Origin of the sequence: Neisseria sp. GT4A_CT1 (assembly GCF_000227275.1) — a bacterium.
Lineage (GTDB): Bacteria > Pseudomonadota > Gammaproteobacteria > Burkholderiales > Neisseriaceae > Neisseria.
The window spans coordinates 110060-127603 of record NZ_JH164964.1; the positions used below are offsets into that span (position 1 = coordinate 110060).

General features: G+C 52.0%; 15 protein-coding genes and 1 pseudogene. 10 read left to right on the forward strand and 6 right to left on the reverse strand.

The features are described 5' to 3' along the window. Window positions 1-2 precede the first annotated feature (2 nt). From HMPREF1028_RS00505 to HMPREF1028_RS15255, 10 genes and pseudogenes are all read left to right on the forward strand, one after another. Window positions 3-674, forward strand: coding sequence for an NADH-quinone oxidoreductase subunit J (locus HMPREF1028_RS00505; protein WP_009310874.1), 672 nt, complete (start codon window positions 3-5; stop codon window positions 672-674). Further along, entirely contained in the window at window positions 671-976 is a 306-nt protein-coding gene (gene nuoK, locus HMPREF1028_RS00510) for an NADH-quinone oxidoreductase subunit NuoK (RefSeq protein WP_002215628.1), read from the forward strand. Before HMPREF1028_RS00505 ends, nuoK begins: the two co-directional genes overlap by 4 nt. Window positions 977-1054: 78 nt before the next feature. Further along, window positions 1055-1507: a hypothetical protein gene (locus HMPREF1028_RS15250; RefSeq protein WP_009310875.1), complete on the forward strand. Its 453-nt coding sequence runs from the start codon at window positions 1055-1057 to the stop codon at window positions 1505-1507. Window positions 1508-1825: 318 nt separating this feature from the next. Next, on the forward strand, window positions 1826-3850 hold the full coding sequence (gene nuoL / locus HMPREF1028_RS00520) for an NADH-quinone oxidoreductase subunit L (protein ID WP_009310876.1): 2025 nt from the start codon (window positions 1826-1828) through the stop codon (window positions 3848-3850). A gap of 217 nt (window positions 3851-4067) precedes the next feature. Beyond that, entirely contained in the window at window positions 4068-4373 is a 306-nt protein-coding gene (locus HMPREF1028_RS00525; protein ID WP_003741955.1) for a chorismate mutase, read from the forward strand. Window positions 4374-4597: 224 nt separating this feature from the next. Beyond that, window positions 4598-4918 (forward strand): cupin, encoded by a 321-nt coding sequence (locus HMPREF1028_RS00530; protein ID WP_009310877.1) that lies wholly within the window; start codon window positions 4598-4600, stop codon window positions 4916-4918. A 240-nt stretch (window positions 4919-5158) separates the two neighbouring features. Beyond that, window positions 5159-6655, forward strand: a complete 1497-nt coding sequence (locus tag HMPREF1028_RS00535) for an NADH-quinone oxidoreductase subunit M (protein ID WP_009310878.1) — start codon at window positions 5159-5161, stop codon at window positions 6653-6655. Window positions 6656-6664: 9 nt separating this feature from the next. After that, a complete protein-coding gene (gene nuoN, locus HMPREF1028_RS00540) occupies window positions 6665-8107 on the forward strand; it encodes an NADH-quinone oxidoreductase subunit NuoN (protein ID WP_009310879.1) in 1443 nt (480 codons plus the stop codon). Window positions 8108-8234: 127 nt separating this feature from the next. Continuing rightward, window positions 8235-8534, forward strand: coding sequence for a DUF2818 family protein (locus HMPREF1028_RS00545; RefSeq protein ID WP_009310880.1), 300 nt, complete (start codon window positions 8235-8237; stop codon window positions 8532-8534). Further along, window positions 8506-8723 (forward strand): annotated as a pseudogene (locus HMPREF1028_RS15255) (hypothetical protein); the annotation flags it as partial. The gene HMPREF1028_RS00545 and the pseudogene HMPREF1028_RS15255, both read left to right, overlap by 29 nt. Before the next feature lie 56 nt (window positions 8724-8779). On the opposite strand, the gene dtd reads toward HMPREF1028_RS15255, so the two are convergent. The 6 genes from dtd to HMPREF1028_RS00575 all read right to left on the reverse strand — a co-directional run bounded on the left by dtd (window position 8780) and on the right by HMPREF1028_RS00575 (window position 17544). Beyond that, a complete protein-coding gene (gene dtd, locus HMPREF1028_RS00550; protein WP_009310881.1) occupies window positions 8780-9283 on the reverse strand; it encodes a D-aminoacyl-tRNA deacylase in 504 nt (167 codons plus the stop codon). Window positions 9284-9483: 200 nt separating this feature from the next. After that, on the reverse strand, window positions 9484-10824 hold the full coding sequence (locus HMPREF1028_RS00555; protein ID WP_094112962.1) for an SEL1-like repeat protein: 1341 nt from the start codon (window positions 10822-10824) through the stop codon (window positions 9484-9486). Between the two features lie 759 nt (window positions 10825-11583). After that, window positions 11584-13770: a polysaccharide biosynthesis tyrosine autokinase gene (locus tag HMPREF1028_RS00560; RefSeq protein ID WP_009310883.1), complete on the reverse strand. Its 2187-nt coding sequence runs from the start codon at window positions 13768-13770 to the stop codon at window positions 11584-11586. Between the two features lie 51 nt (window positions 13771-13821). Then, a complete protein-coding gene (locus HMPREF1028_RS00565; RefSeq protein ID WP_003759455.1) occupies window positions 13822-14268 on the reverse strand; it encodes a protein-tyrosine-phosphatase in 447 nt (148 codons plus the stop codon). 162 nt (window positions 14269-14430) lie between these two features. Next, a complete protein-coding gene (locus tag HMPREF1028_RS00570) occupies window positions 14431-15564 on the reverse strand; it encodes a polysaccharide export protein (RefSeq protein ID WP_009310885.1) in 1134 nt (377 codons plus the stop codon). A gap of 87 nt (window positions 15565-15651) precedes the next feature. Next, the gene (locus HMPREF1028_RS00575) at window positions 15652-17544 is read right to left on the reverse strand and encodes a nucleoside-diphosphate sugar epimerase/dehydratase (RefSeq protein WP_009310886.1); all 1893 of its coding nucleotides are present in this window, start codon (window positions 17542-17544) and stop codon (window positions 15652-15654) included.

Below are 17544 nucleotides of genomic sequence, written 5' to 3' on the forward strand. Positions count from 1 at the left end.
GAATGACTTTTTCCGCGATTCTGTTCTATATCCTTGCCGCCATCGTCTTATACGGCGCGCTGCGTACCGTTACCGCGAAAAACCCTGTCCATGCCGCTTTGCATCTGGTGCTGACCTTCTGCGTGAGCGCGATGATTTGGATGCTGATGCAGGCAGAGTTTTTGGGCGTTACGCTGGTGGTCGTGTATGTCGGCGCCGTGATGGTGCTGTTCCTGTTCGTTGTGATGATGCTGAATATCGACATCGAGGAAATGCGCGCCGGTTTTTGGCGTCATGCGCCTGTTGCCGGTGTGGTCGGCACATTGTTGGCGGTTGCCCTGATTTTGATTCTGGTCAATCCGAAAACCGACCTTGCCGCATTTGGTCTGATGAAAGACATTCCTGCCGATTACAACAATATCCGCGATTTGGGCAGCCGTATTTATACCGATTATCTGCTGCCGTTTGAGCTGGCGGCGGTATTGCTGCTGTTGGGTATGGTGGCGGCGATTGCGCTGGTTCACCGCAAAACCACCAATCCGAAACGCATGGATCCTGCCGACCAAGTTAAAGTGCGCGCCGACCAAGGCCGTATGCGCTTGGTGAAAATGGAAGCTGTGAAACCGCAAACCGAATCTGCCAAAGAAAGCGAAGTTTCAGACGACCTCAAGCCGAAAGAGGAGGGCAAAGCATGATTACCTTGACGCATTATTTGGTATTGGGCGCGCTCCTGTTCGGTATCAGCGCGATGGGCATTTTTATGAACCGCAAAAACGTGCTGGTCTTGCTGATGTCCATCGAGCTGATGCTTTTGGCGGTGAACTTCAACTTTATCGCCTTTTCGCAGCATCTGGGCGATACCGCCGGACAGATTTTTGTATTTTTCGTACTGACCGTTGCCGCCGCTGAATCCGCCATCGGTTTGGCGATTATGGTGCTGGTGTACCGCAACCGACAAACGATTAATGTTGCCGATTTGGACGAGTTGAAAGGTTAGGGCGACGAGGGTCGTCTGAAAATGCAGATCCCCTTCCCAATATGTTTACAAGTGTATGGTCGCCAACCAATATAAAAAATGAGAAATATATCGAATTATGCCAAGCTAGGCTTATTAGCTTTTTTGATCGCTTGCTCTTCTAGCGTTGCGCTGGCTAAAAGCAGCCGTCCGGCAGGGTTATATCTAAATCCGTTTTTGGGGCCTCCTGGAAGAAAAATAAACCATGTGACTGTTGCCTTGTTTCCAAATCGTCAATATTGCATGCAGAGAGAGGGTGAGTCTGGAAAGGTACGACGTGGTACTTACCGACTGGTCAAACAAAAAATATATTTGGATAACGGCATGAAGTTGGCTAAATATAAAGACGATTTTGGCGACCCGAGTCGTGAGTTTTATAGCCTTACACAAAATGGTAAAGAAATAGATATGTTGCTTTATGCTGATGACCAGTTTTTCATTAAAAGAGAGGGTGTTAGCCCAAAAAAATTTTGGCGTTCTCTGAAAATAGAAGTATGTAAAGATTACCGTTAGACAAAAACCGTTAGACAAAAACTGATAGTCAATCTGGAAGAATAGAGGCTGTCTGAAAAGCGATTTCAGACCGTTTCAGACGACCTGATGCGGTAGGTTGGGCTAACCCCGACGAAAAAATAACATGATCAATTAAAGCCCGTTGTCTTGAAGGACAGCTTTATCAGATTTGAGTATTTAGCGTGCAGTATGGGTTGAAAACCCATTAATAAAGATACGAAGGCAGCTTGAAAGTGTCGAATTGGCAAGCCAATCTAAAAAACCTTTCGGGCAGTCTGAAGTTTAGAAAACTCCTAAAATCAAAAAGGTTCATCCAAAATGAACGACATGACTTTATATCTCATCATTGCCCTCGTGCCTTTGGCAGGCTCGCTGATTGCGGGTTTGTTCGGCAATAAAATCGGACGTGCCGGCGCGCATACGGTTACGATACTCGGCGTGGCGGTGTCCGCCGTGCTGTCGGCCTATGTGCTGTGGGGCTTTATCGACGGCAGCCGCGCCAAGTTTGACGAGAACGTCTATACCTGGCTGACGATGGGCGGTTTGGATTTTTCCGTCGGCTTCTTGGTCGATACGATGACGGCGATGATGATGGTCGTGGTAACGGGCGTGTCGTTGATGGTGCATATCTACACCATCGGCTATATGCACGATGAAAAAGTCGGCTACCAACGCTTCTTCAGCTATATTTCTTTGTTTACATTCAGCATGTTGATGCTGATTATGAGCAACAACTTCATCCAGCTCTTCTTCGGTTGGGAAGCGGTGGGCTTGGTATCGTATCTCTTGATCGGTTTCTATTTCAAACGTCCGAGCGCGATTTTTGCCAACCTGAAAGCCTTTTTGATCAACCGCGTCGGCGACTTCGGCTTTTTGCTCGGTATCGGCTTGGTGCTTGCCTATTTCGGCGGCAGCCTGCGCTATCAGGACGTATTCGCCTATCTGCCCAACGTACAAAATGCCACTATCCAGCTTTTCCCCGGTGTGGAATGGTCTTTGATTACCGTAACCTGCCTGTTGCTGTTTGTGGGCGCGATGGGTAAATCGGCACAGTTTCCGCTGCATGTCTGGCTGCCCGATTCGATGGAAGGCCCGACCCCGATTTCCGCATTGATTCACGCCGCGACGATGGTTACGGCGGGTCTGTTCATGGTGTCGCGTATGTCGCCGATTTACGAAATGAGCAGCACCGCGCTGTCGGTCATTATGGTAATCGGCGCGATTACCGCCCTGTTTATGGGCTTCTTGGGTGTGATTCAAAACGACATCAAACGTGTGGTTGCGTATTCCACCCTGTCGCAACTGGGCTACATGACCGTGGCTCTGGGCGCGTCCGCCTATTCCGTGGCGATGTTCCACGTCATGACCCACGCCTTCTTTAAAGCCTTGCTGTTCCTGGCGGCGGGTAGCGCGATTATCGGTATGCACCACGACCAAGACATGCGCCATATGGGTAATCTGAAAAAATACATGCCGATTACTTGGCTGACCATGCTGATCGGTAACTTGTCGCTGATCGGTACGCCATTCTTCTCCGGCTTCTACTCCAAAGATTCGATTATCGAAGCGGCGAAATACAGCACCCTGCCGGGCAGCGGCTTTGCCTATTTTGCCGTCCTCGCCAGCGTGTTCGTTACCGCGTTTTACGCGTTCCGCCAATACTTTATGGTGTTCCACGGCGAAGAAAAATGGCGCAGCCTGCCCGAACACCATTCAGACGACCATGGCGAAGAACATCACGGCTTGGGCAAAAACGACAATCCGCACGAAAGCCCGCTGGTCGTTACCCTGCCGCTGATTCTGCTTGCGATTCCGTCCGTCATCATCGGCTACATCGCCATCGAACCCATGCTCTACGGCGATTTCTTCAAAGACGTGATTTTCGTCAACGCCGACGCGCATCCGACCATGCACATCATGAAAGAAGAGTTCCACGGCGCATTGGCGATGGTGTCGCACAGCCTGCATTCGCCCGTCCTCTATCTCGCTATCGCAGGCGTATTGAGCGCATGGCTTTTGTACGTCAAACTGCCGCACCTGCCCGCCAAAATCGCGCAGGCGTTCCGTCCGGTTTACGTTTTGTTTGAAAACAAATACTACCTCGACGCCCTGTATTTCAACGTCTTCGCTAAAGGCACACGCGCGTTGGGCAACTTCTTCTGGAAAGTCGGCGATACCGCCATTATCGACAACGGCATCGTCAACGGCTCCGCCAAACTGGTCGGCGCGATTGCCGCTCAGATACGCAAAGTCCAAACCGGCTTTATCTACACCTACGCCGCCGCTATGGTGTTCGGCGTATTGGTATTGCTCGGCATGACCTTCTGGGGATTGTTCAGATAAAGGCGGATTTTCAGACGACCTGTCCGTAGCCGGTCTAGAGGTCGTCTGAAAAAGAACATTCAAGTTGTAGGTCGGATACTTGTATCTGACATGAAAAAGAAAATAGTACAGTGTGTCGGATTCGAGAATCTGACTTACGGCATATCGGGATTGTTCAGGTAAGGATGAGATTTTCAGACGACGTTTAGGTCGTCAGAAAAAGGAAACACGAGAAACAATGGTTGAAGACAAATTACCGCAAACCCTAGACGAAGTCCGTGAAGCCATCGACGGTTTGGACAAGGAATTAATAGAATTACTCGCCCGCCGGCAGAAGCTGGTACGGCAGGCAGGCCGCCTGAAACCTAAAAACGATGTACAGGCGGTTTCTGCGCCCGAACGGGTGGCTCAAGTGATTGCCTCGCGCCGCGCCTATGCCGAAAAGGCTGGTTTGTCGCCCGAAGTAGCCGAAGCAGTTTGGCGCAGTATGATTGATGCGTTCATTAAACTTGAGATGGAAACCAACCGTACCGACGGAGCGTAGCCAACATTTCGGTCATAATTGATTTACTTGGATAGATACGGAATTTGCCGACTGCCGTCATTCCCGCGCAGGCGGGAATCTAGACCTATCGGCGCATAAACCTGTCAAGGAAAAAGGTTTCCTAAAATCTACGTTCTGGATTCCCGCCTGCGCGGGAATGACGGGATTTAATAAACAGTTGTATCGATAGGTTTATCTAGATACAGAATCAAAGAGACGCGAAAATGCCCGACGCACATACCATCCGCTCCGCCGAATTTACCGCTTCCCGCGCATGGGGCGCACTCGACATCGCCAATATGAACGGCACCACCGTGCGCCTGCACTGGACGGACCAGCCCTACAAATGGCACGTCAACGACGGAGAGGAAGTGTTTGCCGTGATGGATGGCGAAGTCGATATGCACTACCGAGAAAACGGCGAAGAACACATCGTTCGGTTGAAAAGCGGCGACATCTTCTACGCAGGAATCGGCACGGAACACGTCGCCCATCCGTGCGGCGAAGCGCGGATTTTGGTGATCGAGAAAGAAGGCAGCGTTTGAGGTCGTCTGAAAAAGAAAACCATTCAAGTTGTAGGTCGGATACTTGTATCCGACATGAAAAAGAAAATAGTACAGCGTGTCGGATTCGAGAATCCGATCTACGGCTGGAAGATTCGGCAGAATTAGCTTGAGACAAATAGCAGAAGTCTGAACAAACCTTTTTCAGACGACCTCTTAAAACGTCGTCTGAAAAACCAACCCACACAACTATATTTTTATTTTAACCACAGGTTAACCACTATGTTTTCCAACTACCTACTCAGCTTGGCAATATGGATACCCATCGCTGCGGGCGTGCTGGTTTTGGCGACGGGGCCGGACAGCCGTGCGCCGCTTGCCCGCGTGCTCGCTTTAATCGGTGCGCTTGCCGGTTTCTTGGTAACGCTGCCCTTGTTTACGGGTTTCGACCGTTTGAGCGGCGGCTATCAGTTTACCGAGTTCCACGAGTGGATTCCGCTTTTGCGAATCAACTATTCGCTGGGTGTGGACGGTATTTCGGTGCTGTTTGTCATTCTGAACGCGTTTATCACGCTGATGGTGATGCTGGCTGGTTGGGAAGTGATTCAGAAGCGTCCGGCGCAGTATATGGCGGCGTTTTTAATCATGTCGGGCCTGATTAACGGCGCGTTTTCAGCGCGGGATGCCCTGCTGTTTTATGTGTTCTTCGAGGGTATGCTGATTCCGCTGTACCTGATTATCGGCGTGTGGGGCGGTCCGCGCCGCGTGTATGCGTCGGTGAAGCTGTTTCTCTATACGCTGATGGGTTCGTTACTGATGCTGGTGGCGATTGTGTATCTGTCTTACCAAGTCGGCGGCTTTTCGATTGAGGATTTCCAAAACATCAAACAGATTCCGCTGGGCGTGCAACAGCTTTTGTTTGTGGCGTTTTTCCTGTCGTTTGCGGTGAAAGTGCCGATGTTCCCCGTGCACACTTGGCTGCCGGATGCCCACGTTGAGGCGCCGACGGGCGGTTCGATGGTGTTGGCGGCGATCACGCTGAAATTGGGCGCATACGGCTTTTTGCGCTTTATCCTGCCGATTCTGCCCGACGCGTCGCGCTATTTCGCGCCGGTCATCATTGTGTTGAGCCTGATTGCGGTGGTGTATATCGGCATGGTCGCGCTGGTGCAGACCGATATGAAAAAACTGGTGGCGTATTCGTCCATCAGCCATATGGGTTTCGTTACCTTGGGGATGTTCTTGTTTGTTAACGGGCAGTTGAACGACTGGGCGTTGAAAGGTGCGGTCATTCAGATGATTTCGCACGGTTTCGTGTCGGCGGCGATGTTTATGTGCATCGGCGTGATGTACGACCGCCTGCACACGCGCAATATCGCCGATTACGGCGGCGTGGTGAACGTGATGCCCAAGTTTGCGGCGTTTATGATGCTGTTTGCGATGGCAAACGCGGGTCTGCCGGCGACTTCGGGCTTCGTGGGCGAGTTTATGGTGATTATGGGCGCGGTCAAAGTGAATTTCTGGGTGGGTGCGCTGGCGGCGCTGACGCTGATTTACGGTGCGTCTTACACACTGTGGATGTATAAGCGCGTGATTTTCGGCGCGGTCGGCAATCCGCACGTTGCCGCTATGAAAGACATCAACTGCCGCGAATTTGCGATTCTGGCGATTTTGGCGGTTGCGGTATTGGGTATGGGCCTGTATCCGCAGGCGTTTATCGAAGTGGTGCATCAGGCGGCAAACGATTTGATTGCCCATGTGGCGCAAAGCAAGATTTGAGGTGTGCGAATGAACTTGATTGATTTGAACTTAATGCCTGCCATGCCCGAAATCGTGCTGTTTGCGCTTCTGATTGCCGTATTGCTGGCAGATTTGTGGATTAGCGATAAAAACCGTTATCTGACCCATCTGATGAGCTTGGGAACCGTTATTATCGTAGCGGTTACGCAGCTGGCGGTGTGGGAGCAGGGCAGTACGCTGGCGTTTCACGGAATGTATATCGCCGACGGTATGTCGCGCCTGTCCAAGCTGGTGCTGTACGGGCTGACCTTCGGGCTGTTTATTTACAGCAAGCCCTATAATCAGGCGCGCGGTATTTTTAAAGGCGAGTTTTATACTTTATCGCTGTTTGCCCTGTTAGGCATGAGCGTGATGGTGAGCGCGGCGCATTTCCTGACCGCCTATATCGGTTTGGAACTTTTGTCGTTGTCGCTTTACGCCATGATTGCCCTGCGCCGCGATTCCGGCCGTTCCGCCGAAGCCGCGCTCAAATATTTCGTCTTGGGTGCGCTGGCTTCCGGCCTGCTGCTCTACGGTATTTCGATGGTGTACGGCGCGACGGGTTCGCTCGAATTCGCCACTGTTTTGGCGTCGTCTTATAGCGAACTTGCCAACGAATGGCTGTTGAAACTGGGGCTGGTGTTTATCGTCGTGGCGGTAGCGTTCAAACTGGGCGCGGTGCCGTTTCATATGTGGGTGCCCGACGTGTATCACGGTGCGCCGACATCCGTTGCCGCGTTTGTCGGTACGGCGCCGAAAATTGCCGCTGTGATGTTTGCCTTCCGTATTTTGCTGACCGGTTTTGGTGAAGTGCATCAATACTGGGCGCCTATGTTTGCCGTCCTTGCCGTTGCGTCGCTTGTGGTCGGTAATCTTGCCGCGATTATGCAGACCAATATCAAGCGGATGCTTGCCTATTCGACTGTGTCGCACATGGGCTTTATCCTGCTGGCGTTTATGGCAGGCTCAATTGGCTCTACTGCGGGTCTGTATTACGCCATTACTTACGCTTTGATGGCGGCTGCGGGCTTCGGCATATTGATGTTATTGTCCAACGACAATATCGAGTGTGAAGAAATCAAAGATTTGGCAGGCTTGAACCAACGCCATGCTTGGTTTGCCTTACTGATGCTGCTGGTCATGTTCTCTATGGCAGGTATTCCGCCGCTGATGGGCTTCTACGCCAAATTCGGCGTCATCATGGTGTTGCTGAAATTCCATTACGTTTGGTTGTCGGTCTTCGCGGTCGTTATGTCCTTAATCGGCGCGTTCTACTACCTGCGCGTGGTTAAAGTCATGTATTTCGACGAACCCACCCATGACCAACCCATCGGCAGCAACTATGCCGCCAAATTCTTCCTGAGCGTCAATGCGTTCTTGTTGGTTTTGTGGGGCGTTATGCCGCAAACGATGATTGACTGGTGCGCAAAGGCTTTGGAAAACACTTTGTAAGGCGATAAACCGAAACGGCAGCCGTGTCAGAGGCTGCCGTTTTTGTTAAGATACGCAGCCCAAGATTGTTTTTTCAGACGACCCTTTGAATCAAAGAGGTCGTCTGAAAACAGAAAGACACACCATCATGACCGCATCCATGTACATCCTTTTGGTATTGGCACTCATCTTCGCCAATGCCCCCTTCGTTACCACCAAATTTTTCGGCGTGTTTCCGCTCAAGCGCAAACATTTCGGGCATCACCTCGTCGAATTGGCGGCAGGCTTCATATTGACCGCCGTCCTCGCCTACATCCTCGAATCCCGCGCCGGCGCGGTACAGCATCAAGACTGGGAGTTTTACGCTACTGTAATCTGCCTTTACCTGATATTTGCCTTCCCCTGCTTCGTGTGGCGTTATTTCTGGCACGCGCGCAACCGCGAATAAGTTTTTCAGACGACCTCAGCGTTATAGTGGATTAACTTTAAATCAGGACAAGGCGACGAAGCCGCAGACAGTACAGATAGTATGGAACCGATTCACTTGGTGCTTCAGCACCTTAGAGAATCGTTCTCTTTGAGCTAAGGCGAGGCAACGCCGTACTGGTTTAAAGTTAATCCACTATATTTTTTGCCCTAAGCCTTCGCTGGCTTATCTGAATTTTGGTCAACATGCGGTTGATCGTGTTTGTTTTAAAACAGTTTTTTGGAATCCAGCAACAAGGTGACAGGACCGTCATTGCAGAGTGAAACCTGCATATGGGTTTGGAAGCGGCCGGTTTCTACCGTCAGACCGTGGGCGCGCAATAATTCGGCGGTGCGTTGATACAGGGATTCTGCCTGCCGGGCAGGGGCGGCTTCGGAAAAAGAGGGGCGGCGACCGCTGCGCGCATCGGCGTAGAGAGTGAACTGTGAAACGAGCAAGACTGAGCCGCCCGTGTCTTTAAGCGACAGATTCAATTTTCCGGCTTCATCTTCAAAAATGCGCAGATTGGCTATTTTGTCGGCGATATAGGAGGCATCGGTCTCGTTGTCATCGTGTGTAATGCCTAAAAGAATCAAAAAGCCGTGATTGATTTTGCCGCTGGTTTCTCGGTGTCCTTCGCTCAGGACATCAACTTGGGCATGGCTTACTTTTTGTAATAACGGCGCGCATGGGGTTTCCTCGGATAGGGGTAGTGCAGCAAGGTGGATCATTTCGCTGACTGATGTTGATTTGTCTGGGGGAGGTCGTCTGAAAACGATTGGCTCTAGTCTAACAGAGTATTTCTGTTGGTCTAGAGCCATTTGTTTTATAGTGGATTAACTTTAAACCAGTACGGCGTTGCCTCGCCTTGTCCTGATTTAAATTTAATTCACTATATAAGTTTGGATTTTATAGCGGGATGCCGTCAGGTTTAACGGCTTGCTTCTTTTTGCCATTTTGCCAACAGGGGGCGCAAGGCATCGGGATTTCCGTAACAGCCGCTGATGGCTGCCTGCAACCAGCGGCAGGCGGTAGGGATATGGCTGGAGACGCCTTGCCCGTGGTAATAGAGTCGTGCCAGATAGTATTGCGCTTCGGTATGGCCTTGTTCCGCCGCGATTTCAAACCAGTGGGCGGCAGATTGGAAATAGGTTTCGACGCCTTGTCCGTAATAATACAATTTGCCCAATGCGGCGGCGGCATTTTTGTGATGGAATTCGGCGGCTTCCAGATAAAGTTTTCTGGCGCGGTCGTAATCCACCGCCGTCCCTATGCCGTAATGGCATGCTTCGGCATTGCGGAAGGTTTGTTCTGTTTTTTGGAAGAACAGGGCGGCTTCCCGGATTTGTTCATACTGTTGGGGGTTGTGCAGCGCGGCATCGCTGAGCAGCTTTTGGATGGCGGTGGCGCAGCCGAGTGTTGCGGCACGGTGGTAATAGTCGTGCGCTGCGTGCGGGTCGGCTTTGACGCCGAGTCCGTAGCGGTAGAGGTCGCCCATAATGCGCAAGGCCTCCGGATGGCGTCGGTCTGCGGCGAAACGGGTGTGGCGCATGGCTTGGAGCGGGTCGCGTCCGGTCAGTTTGCCTGTCAGGCTGTGCTGCGCCAAAGCGGCGGCGGCGTCCCCGCTGCCTTTTGCGGCGGCTTTCCGATACCAGGTCATGGATTCCGCCTGATTTTGCGCGGCAAGCAAGTCGCCCAACATAACTTGTGCGGCGATAAACCCAGCTTCCGCTGCCTGCCGTAAATGGATTTCGGCTTGGGCTGAGTCGGCTTTCATGCCGATACCGCGGTAGTACATTTTTCCCAGTTGCCAATGTGCAGGGGCAAATCCTTGTTCCGCCGCTTGTCGGTACAACTTGATTGCGCTTTCAAAATCAGGCTTCAGGCTGTGGCGGTAGGCAAGGCAGTATTGGGCTTCGGCGGAGTTTTGCGCTGAGGCAAGCTGCGCCCAGTGGTACATTTGGGGTTCGTTGCGCTCTTGGTAAAAGCGCATCAGGACGTGCTGCGCTTCCGGCATTCCTGCTTCGGCCAGGCGGGTATAGGCAGATAAGTGGTGTTCGGTCGGAATGCCTTGCTGCTCGCTGTTTTGCAATAGCGAGAATTCTTCTTCAGGTGTCAGTTCGGCAGGTTTGGGTTGCGGCTTGGGCGCTGTTGCCAGGCGTGTCAGACCGGAGGCGTAGGTGATTTTGTTGACTTGATAGGCAGTACCGGCGTACCGATTGCCTGCTGCTTGTTGGGGCAGCAGTGCAGGGCTGACTGTGTCGGCGGTCATTCTGTTTGCCGGCTTGACAGAGAGCGTACGGGAAGAGTCGGGTACTGCAGTCATAAGATGAAATGGGAAAAGGGACTAGGTTGGTTATTATACTGTTTTCTGTAATTTATTGTTAATGATATGACGAGAATATCGGTAGTTATTTGCAATGGCGGTAAATGGAATAAATACAGTTAGTTATATTTTCTCTTAATATTGTGCGGTATGGAAGCCCAATAAAGGCATGGTGGTTTGGATGTGTTGGAAATTTTAAATATAAACAATAAGATAAATTCTTATCGGTTCGGACGGCAACCGGGTGCAGGCGGCGATGGGCAGAGGGTGCGGTCGGTTTGGCGTGGATTGGCAGGTTGTGTCAGTTTCAATGGATTGTAAAGGAAACAGGAGGCTGTCTTTTGTTTACAACAATCTGAAGATTGAAGGGATGGGGTATTGTACAGTGAATCTAGGGGTGCGAACTTTAAATCGGTACGCCATTATAGTGGATTAACTTTAAACCAGTACGGCGTTGCCTCGCCTTAGCTCAAAGAGAACGATTCTCTAAGGTGCTGAAGCACCAAGTGAATCGGTTCCGTACTATCTGTACTGTCTGCGGCTTCGTCGCCTTGTCCTGATTTAAATTTAATCCACTATATCTTGCTTAAACTCAAATAAGATGATTTTTATCGCATCTGTTGAAAGGCATGACAAAAGGTCGTCTGAAACTTGATTTTTCCGTTTCAGACGACCTTTGGGGCAGAAAACAGCTGGTTTCCGGCTTTAAGCTTTGTTTTCCGGCGCTTCTTTTTTAACCGGCTTCTTGCCATCCTGCGGAGAGTGGTAGGCGTAGTAGTCATACATACTGTTGGCTTCGCGCTTCATGCCGTTCAGGATGACGCCTTTGATATTGATCTTGTTCTGACGCAGACGGTCGGCACTGATTTCAAGCTCTCTGGTGGTGGTGTTGCCGTAGCGGCTGACCAGCAGAACCGTACCTGCCAGTTGTCCGACGATGGTTGCGTCGGTCACTGCGAGGACAGGCGGGGTGTCGATAATCACATAGTCGTAACGTTTTTGGGCGTTTGCCAGCAATTCTGTGAAGCGGCTGTCCATCAGCAGCTCGGACGGATTTTTAGGATAACCGCCGTTGCTGATGAGGTGCAGGTTTTCAATCTGCGTTTCACAGACGGCTTTAGCAGGGGAGACATGGCCGGAAAGGATGTCTGCCAAGCCGTATTCGGGCGTCAGTTTGAACAGTTGGTCCAAATAGCCTTTACGCATGTCGGTATCGATCAGCAATACGCGTTTGCCTGATTGTGCCATTACGGTAGCGAGGTTGGCGGAAATAAAGGATTTGCCCGCTTCCGGCGCCGCACCGGTAATCATGAGGATATTGTTGCGCGCATCCAGCATGGAGAAGTAGATGTTGGTACGCAGGGCGCGGATGGCTTCGACGGCGACATCGGAGGCGTCCTCGTTTGCCAGCAGATAATTGGAGCGGCCGGTCAGGGATTTGAATTTGCGTTTCAACAGGTCGCGTTTTTGCTGGGTTTTGGAGTAGGGTACGAGGGCGGCGACTTCGAGATTGAGGTTTTCAATCTCTTCAGACGACGTGATGCCTCGGCGCATACGGCCTTGCAGCATGACCCACATGGAGGCGAGCGCGCCTGCGGCAAGCGCGCTTAATGCGGTAATGACGGCTTTGCGCGGGGCGATCGGTTGTTCCGGCGTGTAGGCATGGTCAACGACTCGGACATTGCCTTGCGCGCTGGCTTTCATGATGTTGAGTTCTTGTTGTTTCGCCAAGAGTTGGACGTAGGTCGCTTGGTTGGTTTCTACGTCGCGGGTCAGGCGGATGACTTCCTGTTGGGTGTTGGGCAGGCCGGCGATTTGCTGGTTGATTTTGCTCTTGGCGCGTTCGAGTACCGCCAGTTTGTCCAAAACGGCTTTATAGGAAGGGTGTTCCGGAGTGTACAGTTCCGCCAAGCCTGCTTCTTCGGTTTTGAGCAGGGTGATTTGGGTTTCGATGCTGGTCAGGCTTTCAAGCGCGCCTTTGGACTCAAGCGGAATGTCGAGCGAACCGGCGCGTTCGCGGTAAGCATTGAGTTTGTTTTCTGCTTCTTGCAGGGTTTCTTTCAGACGAGGCAATTCTTCGCTGATGAACGCCAAGCCGCTGGAGGCGACTTGAATGTCGCGTTCGCGGTTTTGCGCGACGTAGTTGTCGGCGATGCTGTTGAGGACGGCGCTGGTTTTTTTCGGATCAACATCGGTGTAGGCAAGGTTGATGATGGGGCTGGTTTTGCCTTTGCTGATGACCGAGAGTTGGTTTTTGATATTTTCGATGGCGCTGAGCTTGGAAAACTTGGTCAACTCGAAATCCTGCTCTGTTTCGGCAAGGATTTGGTCGACTTTCAGAACGGTTTCGTTATTGATTTTCAGCGGAGTGCCGACGCGGCCTTCTTTGGCTGTACCGTTCGGGAGCGTCAGGATATAGTTTTTGCTGTCTTTGACGGTCAGTTTGAAGGGTTTGTTGATCCATTCTTCGGAAACGGTAAATGTACCGATTTTCAAAATCGGATCGTCGTTGCCGCTGAGGTTGTGAATCATGTTGCCGAAAACCGGGAAGTAGGTGGCTTTGACTTCTTGATCAAGCTGAAGCTCGTCAACGGTTTTGCCTATGACCATGCGGGATTGGACCAATTCGATTTCGGCTTCGGAAGGCGCCGGCTCGTTGGAAAGCATGTTGTTGATTTCGGTCAGAATCTGGTTTTGTTTGGTTTCGATTTCCAACATGGCGTCGGCGCGGTAGACAGGCGTGGACGCAAAGCTGAAAACGGCACCGAGCAAGCCGCCCGCAATCAATGCGGTGGCGATTTTGGATTTGTGCAGCCACAGATTGTGCAGTTGTTGGCCGAAATCGATTTCGTCGTTGTTGGAGGATGCTGATGACGGATATTGTTTATACATCAGTAGGCTTTCTGTTTGGATTTAATTGATTGAATCCGGCGTAAGTGAGTGTTATGCCGGGGTTGGTCCGTTCAATTTTTCAGCCCAAGTCTCGGCTGCGCTTTGTATTTGTTGGAATACGGCTTCAAACATTTCGCTGCTTTGTTTGAACGGGTCGGGTATGTTTTTCTTGGGCAGCCATTGGGCGAGCAGGATGGTTTTCCCGCGCGCGGAAGGCAGGATGTCAGCAACCATATCGATATGGGCCGGCTCCATCACCAAAATCAGGTCTGCTGCGTTGCACATTTCAGGGGTCAGTTGGCGGGCGGTGTGTCCGGCAACGACTACGCCGTGTTTAAGGGCGGTTTTAATGGCTTGGAAGTCGGCATCTTTTCCCGCCAATGCGTTGATGCCGGCCGAACTGACACGGTGTCCGGGCAGCTTTTTCTGCAAGATACGCTCCGCTATCGGGGAGCGGCAGATATTTCCCATGCATACTACTAAAATATTTTGAAACATAAGAGAAGCGGTATTTTTTTCTTGTGTAGGGTCAAATCATGATAAAACGGTTTGAGGTCGGATATTTGGTCGGTCTGAAAAGGTTTTGTTTATATGTCGTCAGACGATAAATAACCGGCCTGCCGTTTTGCCTGACAGCAGGTGCTGTCAGGCGCCGTCAGGTTATTTGAACGTGTTGTCGATGGCGTTGACGTTGCTGACGAAGCTGGTCAATTGCGACACTACGCGGTTCCAACGGGTAACCGGGGCGGCAGTCACATAAACAACGTCGTTCGGACGCAGGTCGAAGTCACTGCCCAAGGCGTAAGCGGTCGCGTCTTTCAGGTTAAGTTGGTAAATGTGGATAGGTTTGGCCGCATCTTCGGGCGCGCGGCGGATGACAAATACGCCGGTGGCGTCTGCCAAGGCTTGGTTCATGCCGCCGGTTTCACCCAAGGCTTGAGTGAGGTTCAGGCCGTGGTTGCCGATAGGCAGGGTGGCTTGGCGGCCGACTTCGCCCATAACGTACACTTTGCTGTTGCTGTTGTTCGGAACGTAAACGATGTCGCCGTTGCTTAAGAGGTGGTTTTGCGACATATCGCCGTACTGCATGATGTTTTGCAGGGAGATGGTGCGGTCAACGCCGTTGTGTGTCCATTTGATGTTGTGGGTGTCGGCATTTTGCGCCACGCCGCCCGCCTGGTTGACGGCATCGAGGATGGTCATGGGGACGTTGGTAATCGGCAGTTGTCCTGCTTGTCCGACGGCGCCGGAAACGGATACGCGTTGCGAGCGGAATTCGGTTACGTTGATGGCGACTTGGGGATTTTTAAGATAGCGTTTCAGACGACCTGTCAGGATGTTTTGCAGCTCGTCTATGGTTTTGCCTTGCGCTTGGATTTTGCCGACCAGCGGATAGGTGATGTAGCCGCCTTCGTCCACCCATGCGCCTCGGCTGACTTGGTTGTTTTGCGGGTTGCTTTGTTGTACGGGCGAATTGAGGTCGGTGTGCGCCCAGACCATGATGTTCAATACGTCGCCTTTACCGATGTGGTAGCGGTAGGCGGCTTTGCTGCGCTCAAGCGCACCGTTGTTTTGTGACAACACCGGCGGTTTGCGCATTTTTTCAACGAGGCCGAAGGTGATCGGATAGATGGCGACGCGCTTGTCGAATTTGGTATCTGCTACGGTTTCGCCGTTTTCGTAAACGATGGTTTTGTTGCGTGTGTTGATGGTGGAGCCGGGAATGACGGTGCTGCTGTTGCAGGCGGTCAGTGCCATCAGGGACAGGCTGATGAGGGCAAGCTGTTTTTTCATGTCGGTATCCTTGTCAGTCTTATCGGGGTCGTCTGAAAATTTTCAGACGACCTTTTTGTGGAATGTTTTGCTTTATCGGTCGGGTATTTAATGTGTCTGCTGCCAAACCAAATCGCAAATATCGTCTTTGGGATTAAAGCCGGCGGGGGCTTCGAGCAGCAGGGCGCGCAGGGTTTGTTGGTCTGAATTTGAGCACGCTAAGTCCATACGCATAATTATGTCATTTAATTGCGCCCATGGCAGCATTACTTCGCTGGCGGTCATAATTCGGGGATGAGTGGTTTTTTGCACTTCGTCTCCGATGAGCAATTCTTCGTAAAGTTTTTCACCCGGACGCAGTCCTGTAATTTTAATTTCGATATCGCCGTCGGGATGTTGGGCATCTTTCAATTTCAGGCCGCTAAGCGTAATCATTTGTTTGGCTAAGTCAATGATTTTAACAGATTCGCCCATATCCAACACGAATACGTCGCCGCCTTTGCCCATCGCGCCTGCTTGAATGACGAGTTGGGCGGCTTCGGGGATGGTCATGAAGTAGCGGGTGATGTCTTGATGGGTCAGGGTGATGGGGCCGCCTTCGGCGATTTGTTTTTCAAACACGGGGACGACGGAGCCGGAGGAGCCTAAAACGTTGCCAAAACGCACCATACAGAAGCGGGTCTGTTGGCCGGGTTCGGCGGCAAGCGCCTGCAGGCAGAGTTCCGCCATGCGTTTGCTGGCGCCCATGGTGTTGGTCGGGCGCACGGCTTTGTCGGTGGAGATAAGCACGAAGGTGCTGACGCCGGATTCGACGGCGGCTTGGGCGCACAAGAGCGTGCCGAAGACGTTGTTGCGTATGCCTTCGACGGTGTTGAACTCGACCATGGGGACGTGTTTGTAGGCGGCGGCATGATAGACGGTTTCAACGCCGTACGCGGTCATGACACTGATCAGGCGTTCTTTGTTTTGCACGGAGCCGAGCAGGGGGACGACTTCGATTTGACTGCCGGCGGCTGCCTGAGTTTCGCGCAATTCTTTGTCTATGCTGTACAGGGAGAACTCGGACAGTTCGAACAGCAGTAATTTGGACGGGCGGCATTTCAGGATTTGGCGGCAGAGTTCGGAGCCGATGGACCCACCCGCACCTGTTACCATTACGGTTTTGCCGGTAATGTCCGCACCCATGAGTTCGGGGCGCGGGGCGACGGGGTCGCGGCCGAGCAAATCGACGACAGAGATTTTTTTCAGCGCGCTGACTTTGATTTTACCGTCCACCAAGTCTTTCATGCCGGGGATGGTCAGCACTTCGCATTTGTATTTTTCGAGGCTTTGAATGATGCGGCGGCGTTCTTCCTGAGTGGAGCTGGGGATGGCGAGCAGGATTTTTTCCACACCGTAGCGGTCGATGAGCGATTGGATGTCTTCAGGACCATAGACGGTCAGGTCGTAGATGACGGTGCGGCGGATTTTGGGGTTGTCGTCCACAAAGGCGACGGCGGAATATTCGTTGACCTGTTTGATGGCTTCCAGCAGTTGGCGGCCGGATTGTCCTGCGCCGTAAATGATGACGGGCACCATTTGTTTTTTGTGGCGGTCGGTCAGGATGGCGCGCAGAATCATGCGCGAACTGGTGATACAGACGACCAGCAGCAAGAAATAAACGACGGGCAGGGCGAGGTGCAGTTTACGTTCGAAAACCAGAGTGGTCAGGCAGAACAAGACTGCCGAAATCAGGCTGCCGAATGCGGCGGCGGTCAGGACGCGGGTGCTGACGAAGCGGGTAACGGCGCGGTACAGCCCCAGTCTGACAAATAGGGCGATGGTCAAAAAGGCGGTCGAGCCGAAGGCAAGCCAGTTCGCCATGCTTGCCCATTCGTCGGAGTATTGGACTCGGAGGCTTTGCGCAAACCAAAAGGCGATAAAAATCATCAAAACGTCGTGGATGACGAAGAAGGTTTTCTTGACGTTGCGGGGCAGGGATAACAGGGTTTCCAAATTCAT

Coding starts and splice junctions, on each gene's coding strand:
- nuoK (WP_002215628.1), top strand. CDS start 671: ATGATTACCTTGACGCATTATTTGGTATTGGGCGCGCTCCTGTTCGGT.
- HMPREF1028_RS00505 (WP_009310874.1), top strand. CDS start 3: ATGACTTTTTCCGCGATTCTGTTCTATATCCTTGCCGCCATCGTCTTA.
- HMPREF1028_RS00535 (WP_009310878.1), top strand. CDS start 5,159: ATGTTTTCCAACTACCTACTCAGCTTGGCAATATGGATACCCATCGCT.
- HMPREF1028_RS00545 (WP_009310880.1), top strand. CDS start 8,235: ATGACCGCATCCATGTACATCCTTTTGGTATTGGCACTCATCTTCGCC.
- HMPREF1028_RS00530 (WP_009310877.1), top strand. CDS start 4,598: ATGCCCGACGCACATACCATCCGCTCCGCCGAATTTACCGCTTCCCGC.
- dtd (WP_009310881.1), bottom strand. CDS start 9,283: ATGATCCACCTTGCTGCACTACCCCTATCCGAGGAAACCCCATGCGCG.
- HMPREF1028_RS00570 (WP_009310885.1), bottom strand. CDS start 15,564: ATGAAAAAACAGCTTGCCCTCATCAGCCTGTCCCTGATGGCACTGACC.
- HMPREF1028_RS00560 (WP_009310883.1), bottom strand. CDS start 13,770: ATGTATAAACAATATCCGTCATCAGCATCCTCCAACAACGACGAAATC.
- HMPREF1028_RS00575 (WP_009310886.1), bottom strand. CDS start 17,544: ATGAATTTGGAAACCCTGTTATCCCTGCCCCGCAACGTCAAGAAAACC.
- HMPREF1028_RS00525 (WP_003741955.1), top strand. CDS start 4,068: ATGGTTGAAGACAAATTACCGCAAACCCTAGACGAAGTCCGTGAAGCC.
- HMPREF1028_RS15250 (WP_009310875.1), top strand. CDS start 1,055: ATGAGAAATATATCGAATTATGCCAAGCTAGGCTTATTAGCTTTTTTG.
- nuoL (WP_009310876.1), top strand. CDS start 1,826: ATGAACGACATGACTTTATATCTCATCATTGCCCTCGTGCCTTTGGCA.
- HMPREF1028_RS00555 (WP_094112962.1), bottom strand. CDS start 10,824: ATGACCGCCGACACAGTCAGCCCTGCACTGCTGCCCCAACAAGCAGCA.
- nuoN (WP_009310879.1), top strand. CDS start 6,665: ATGAACTTGATTGATTTGAACTTAATGCCTGCCATGCCCGAAATCGTG.
- HMPREF1028_RS00565 (WP_003759455.1), bottom strand. CDS start 14,268: ATGTTTCAAAATATTTTAGTAGTATGCATGGGAAATATCTGCCGCTCC.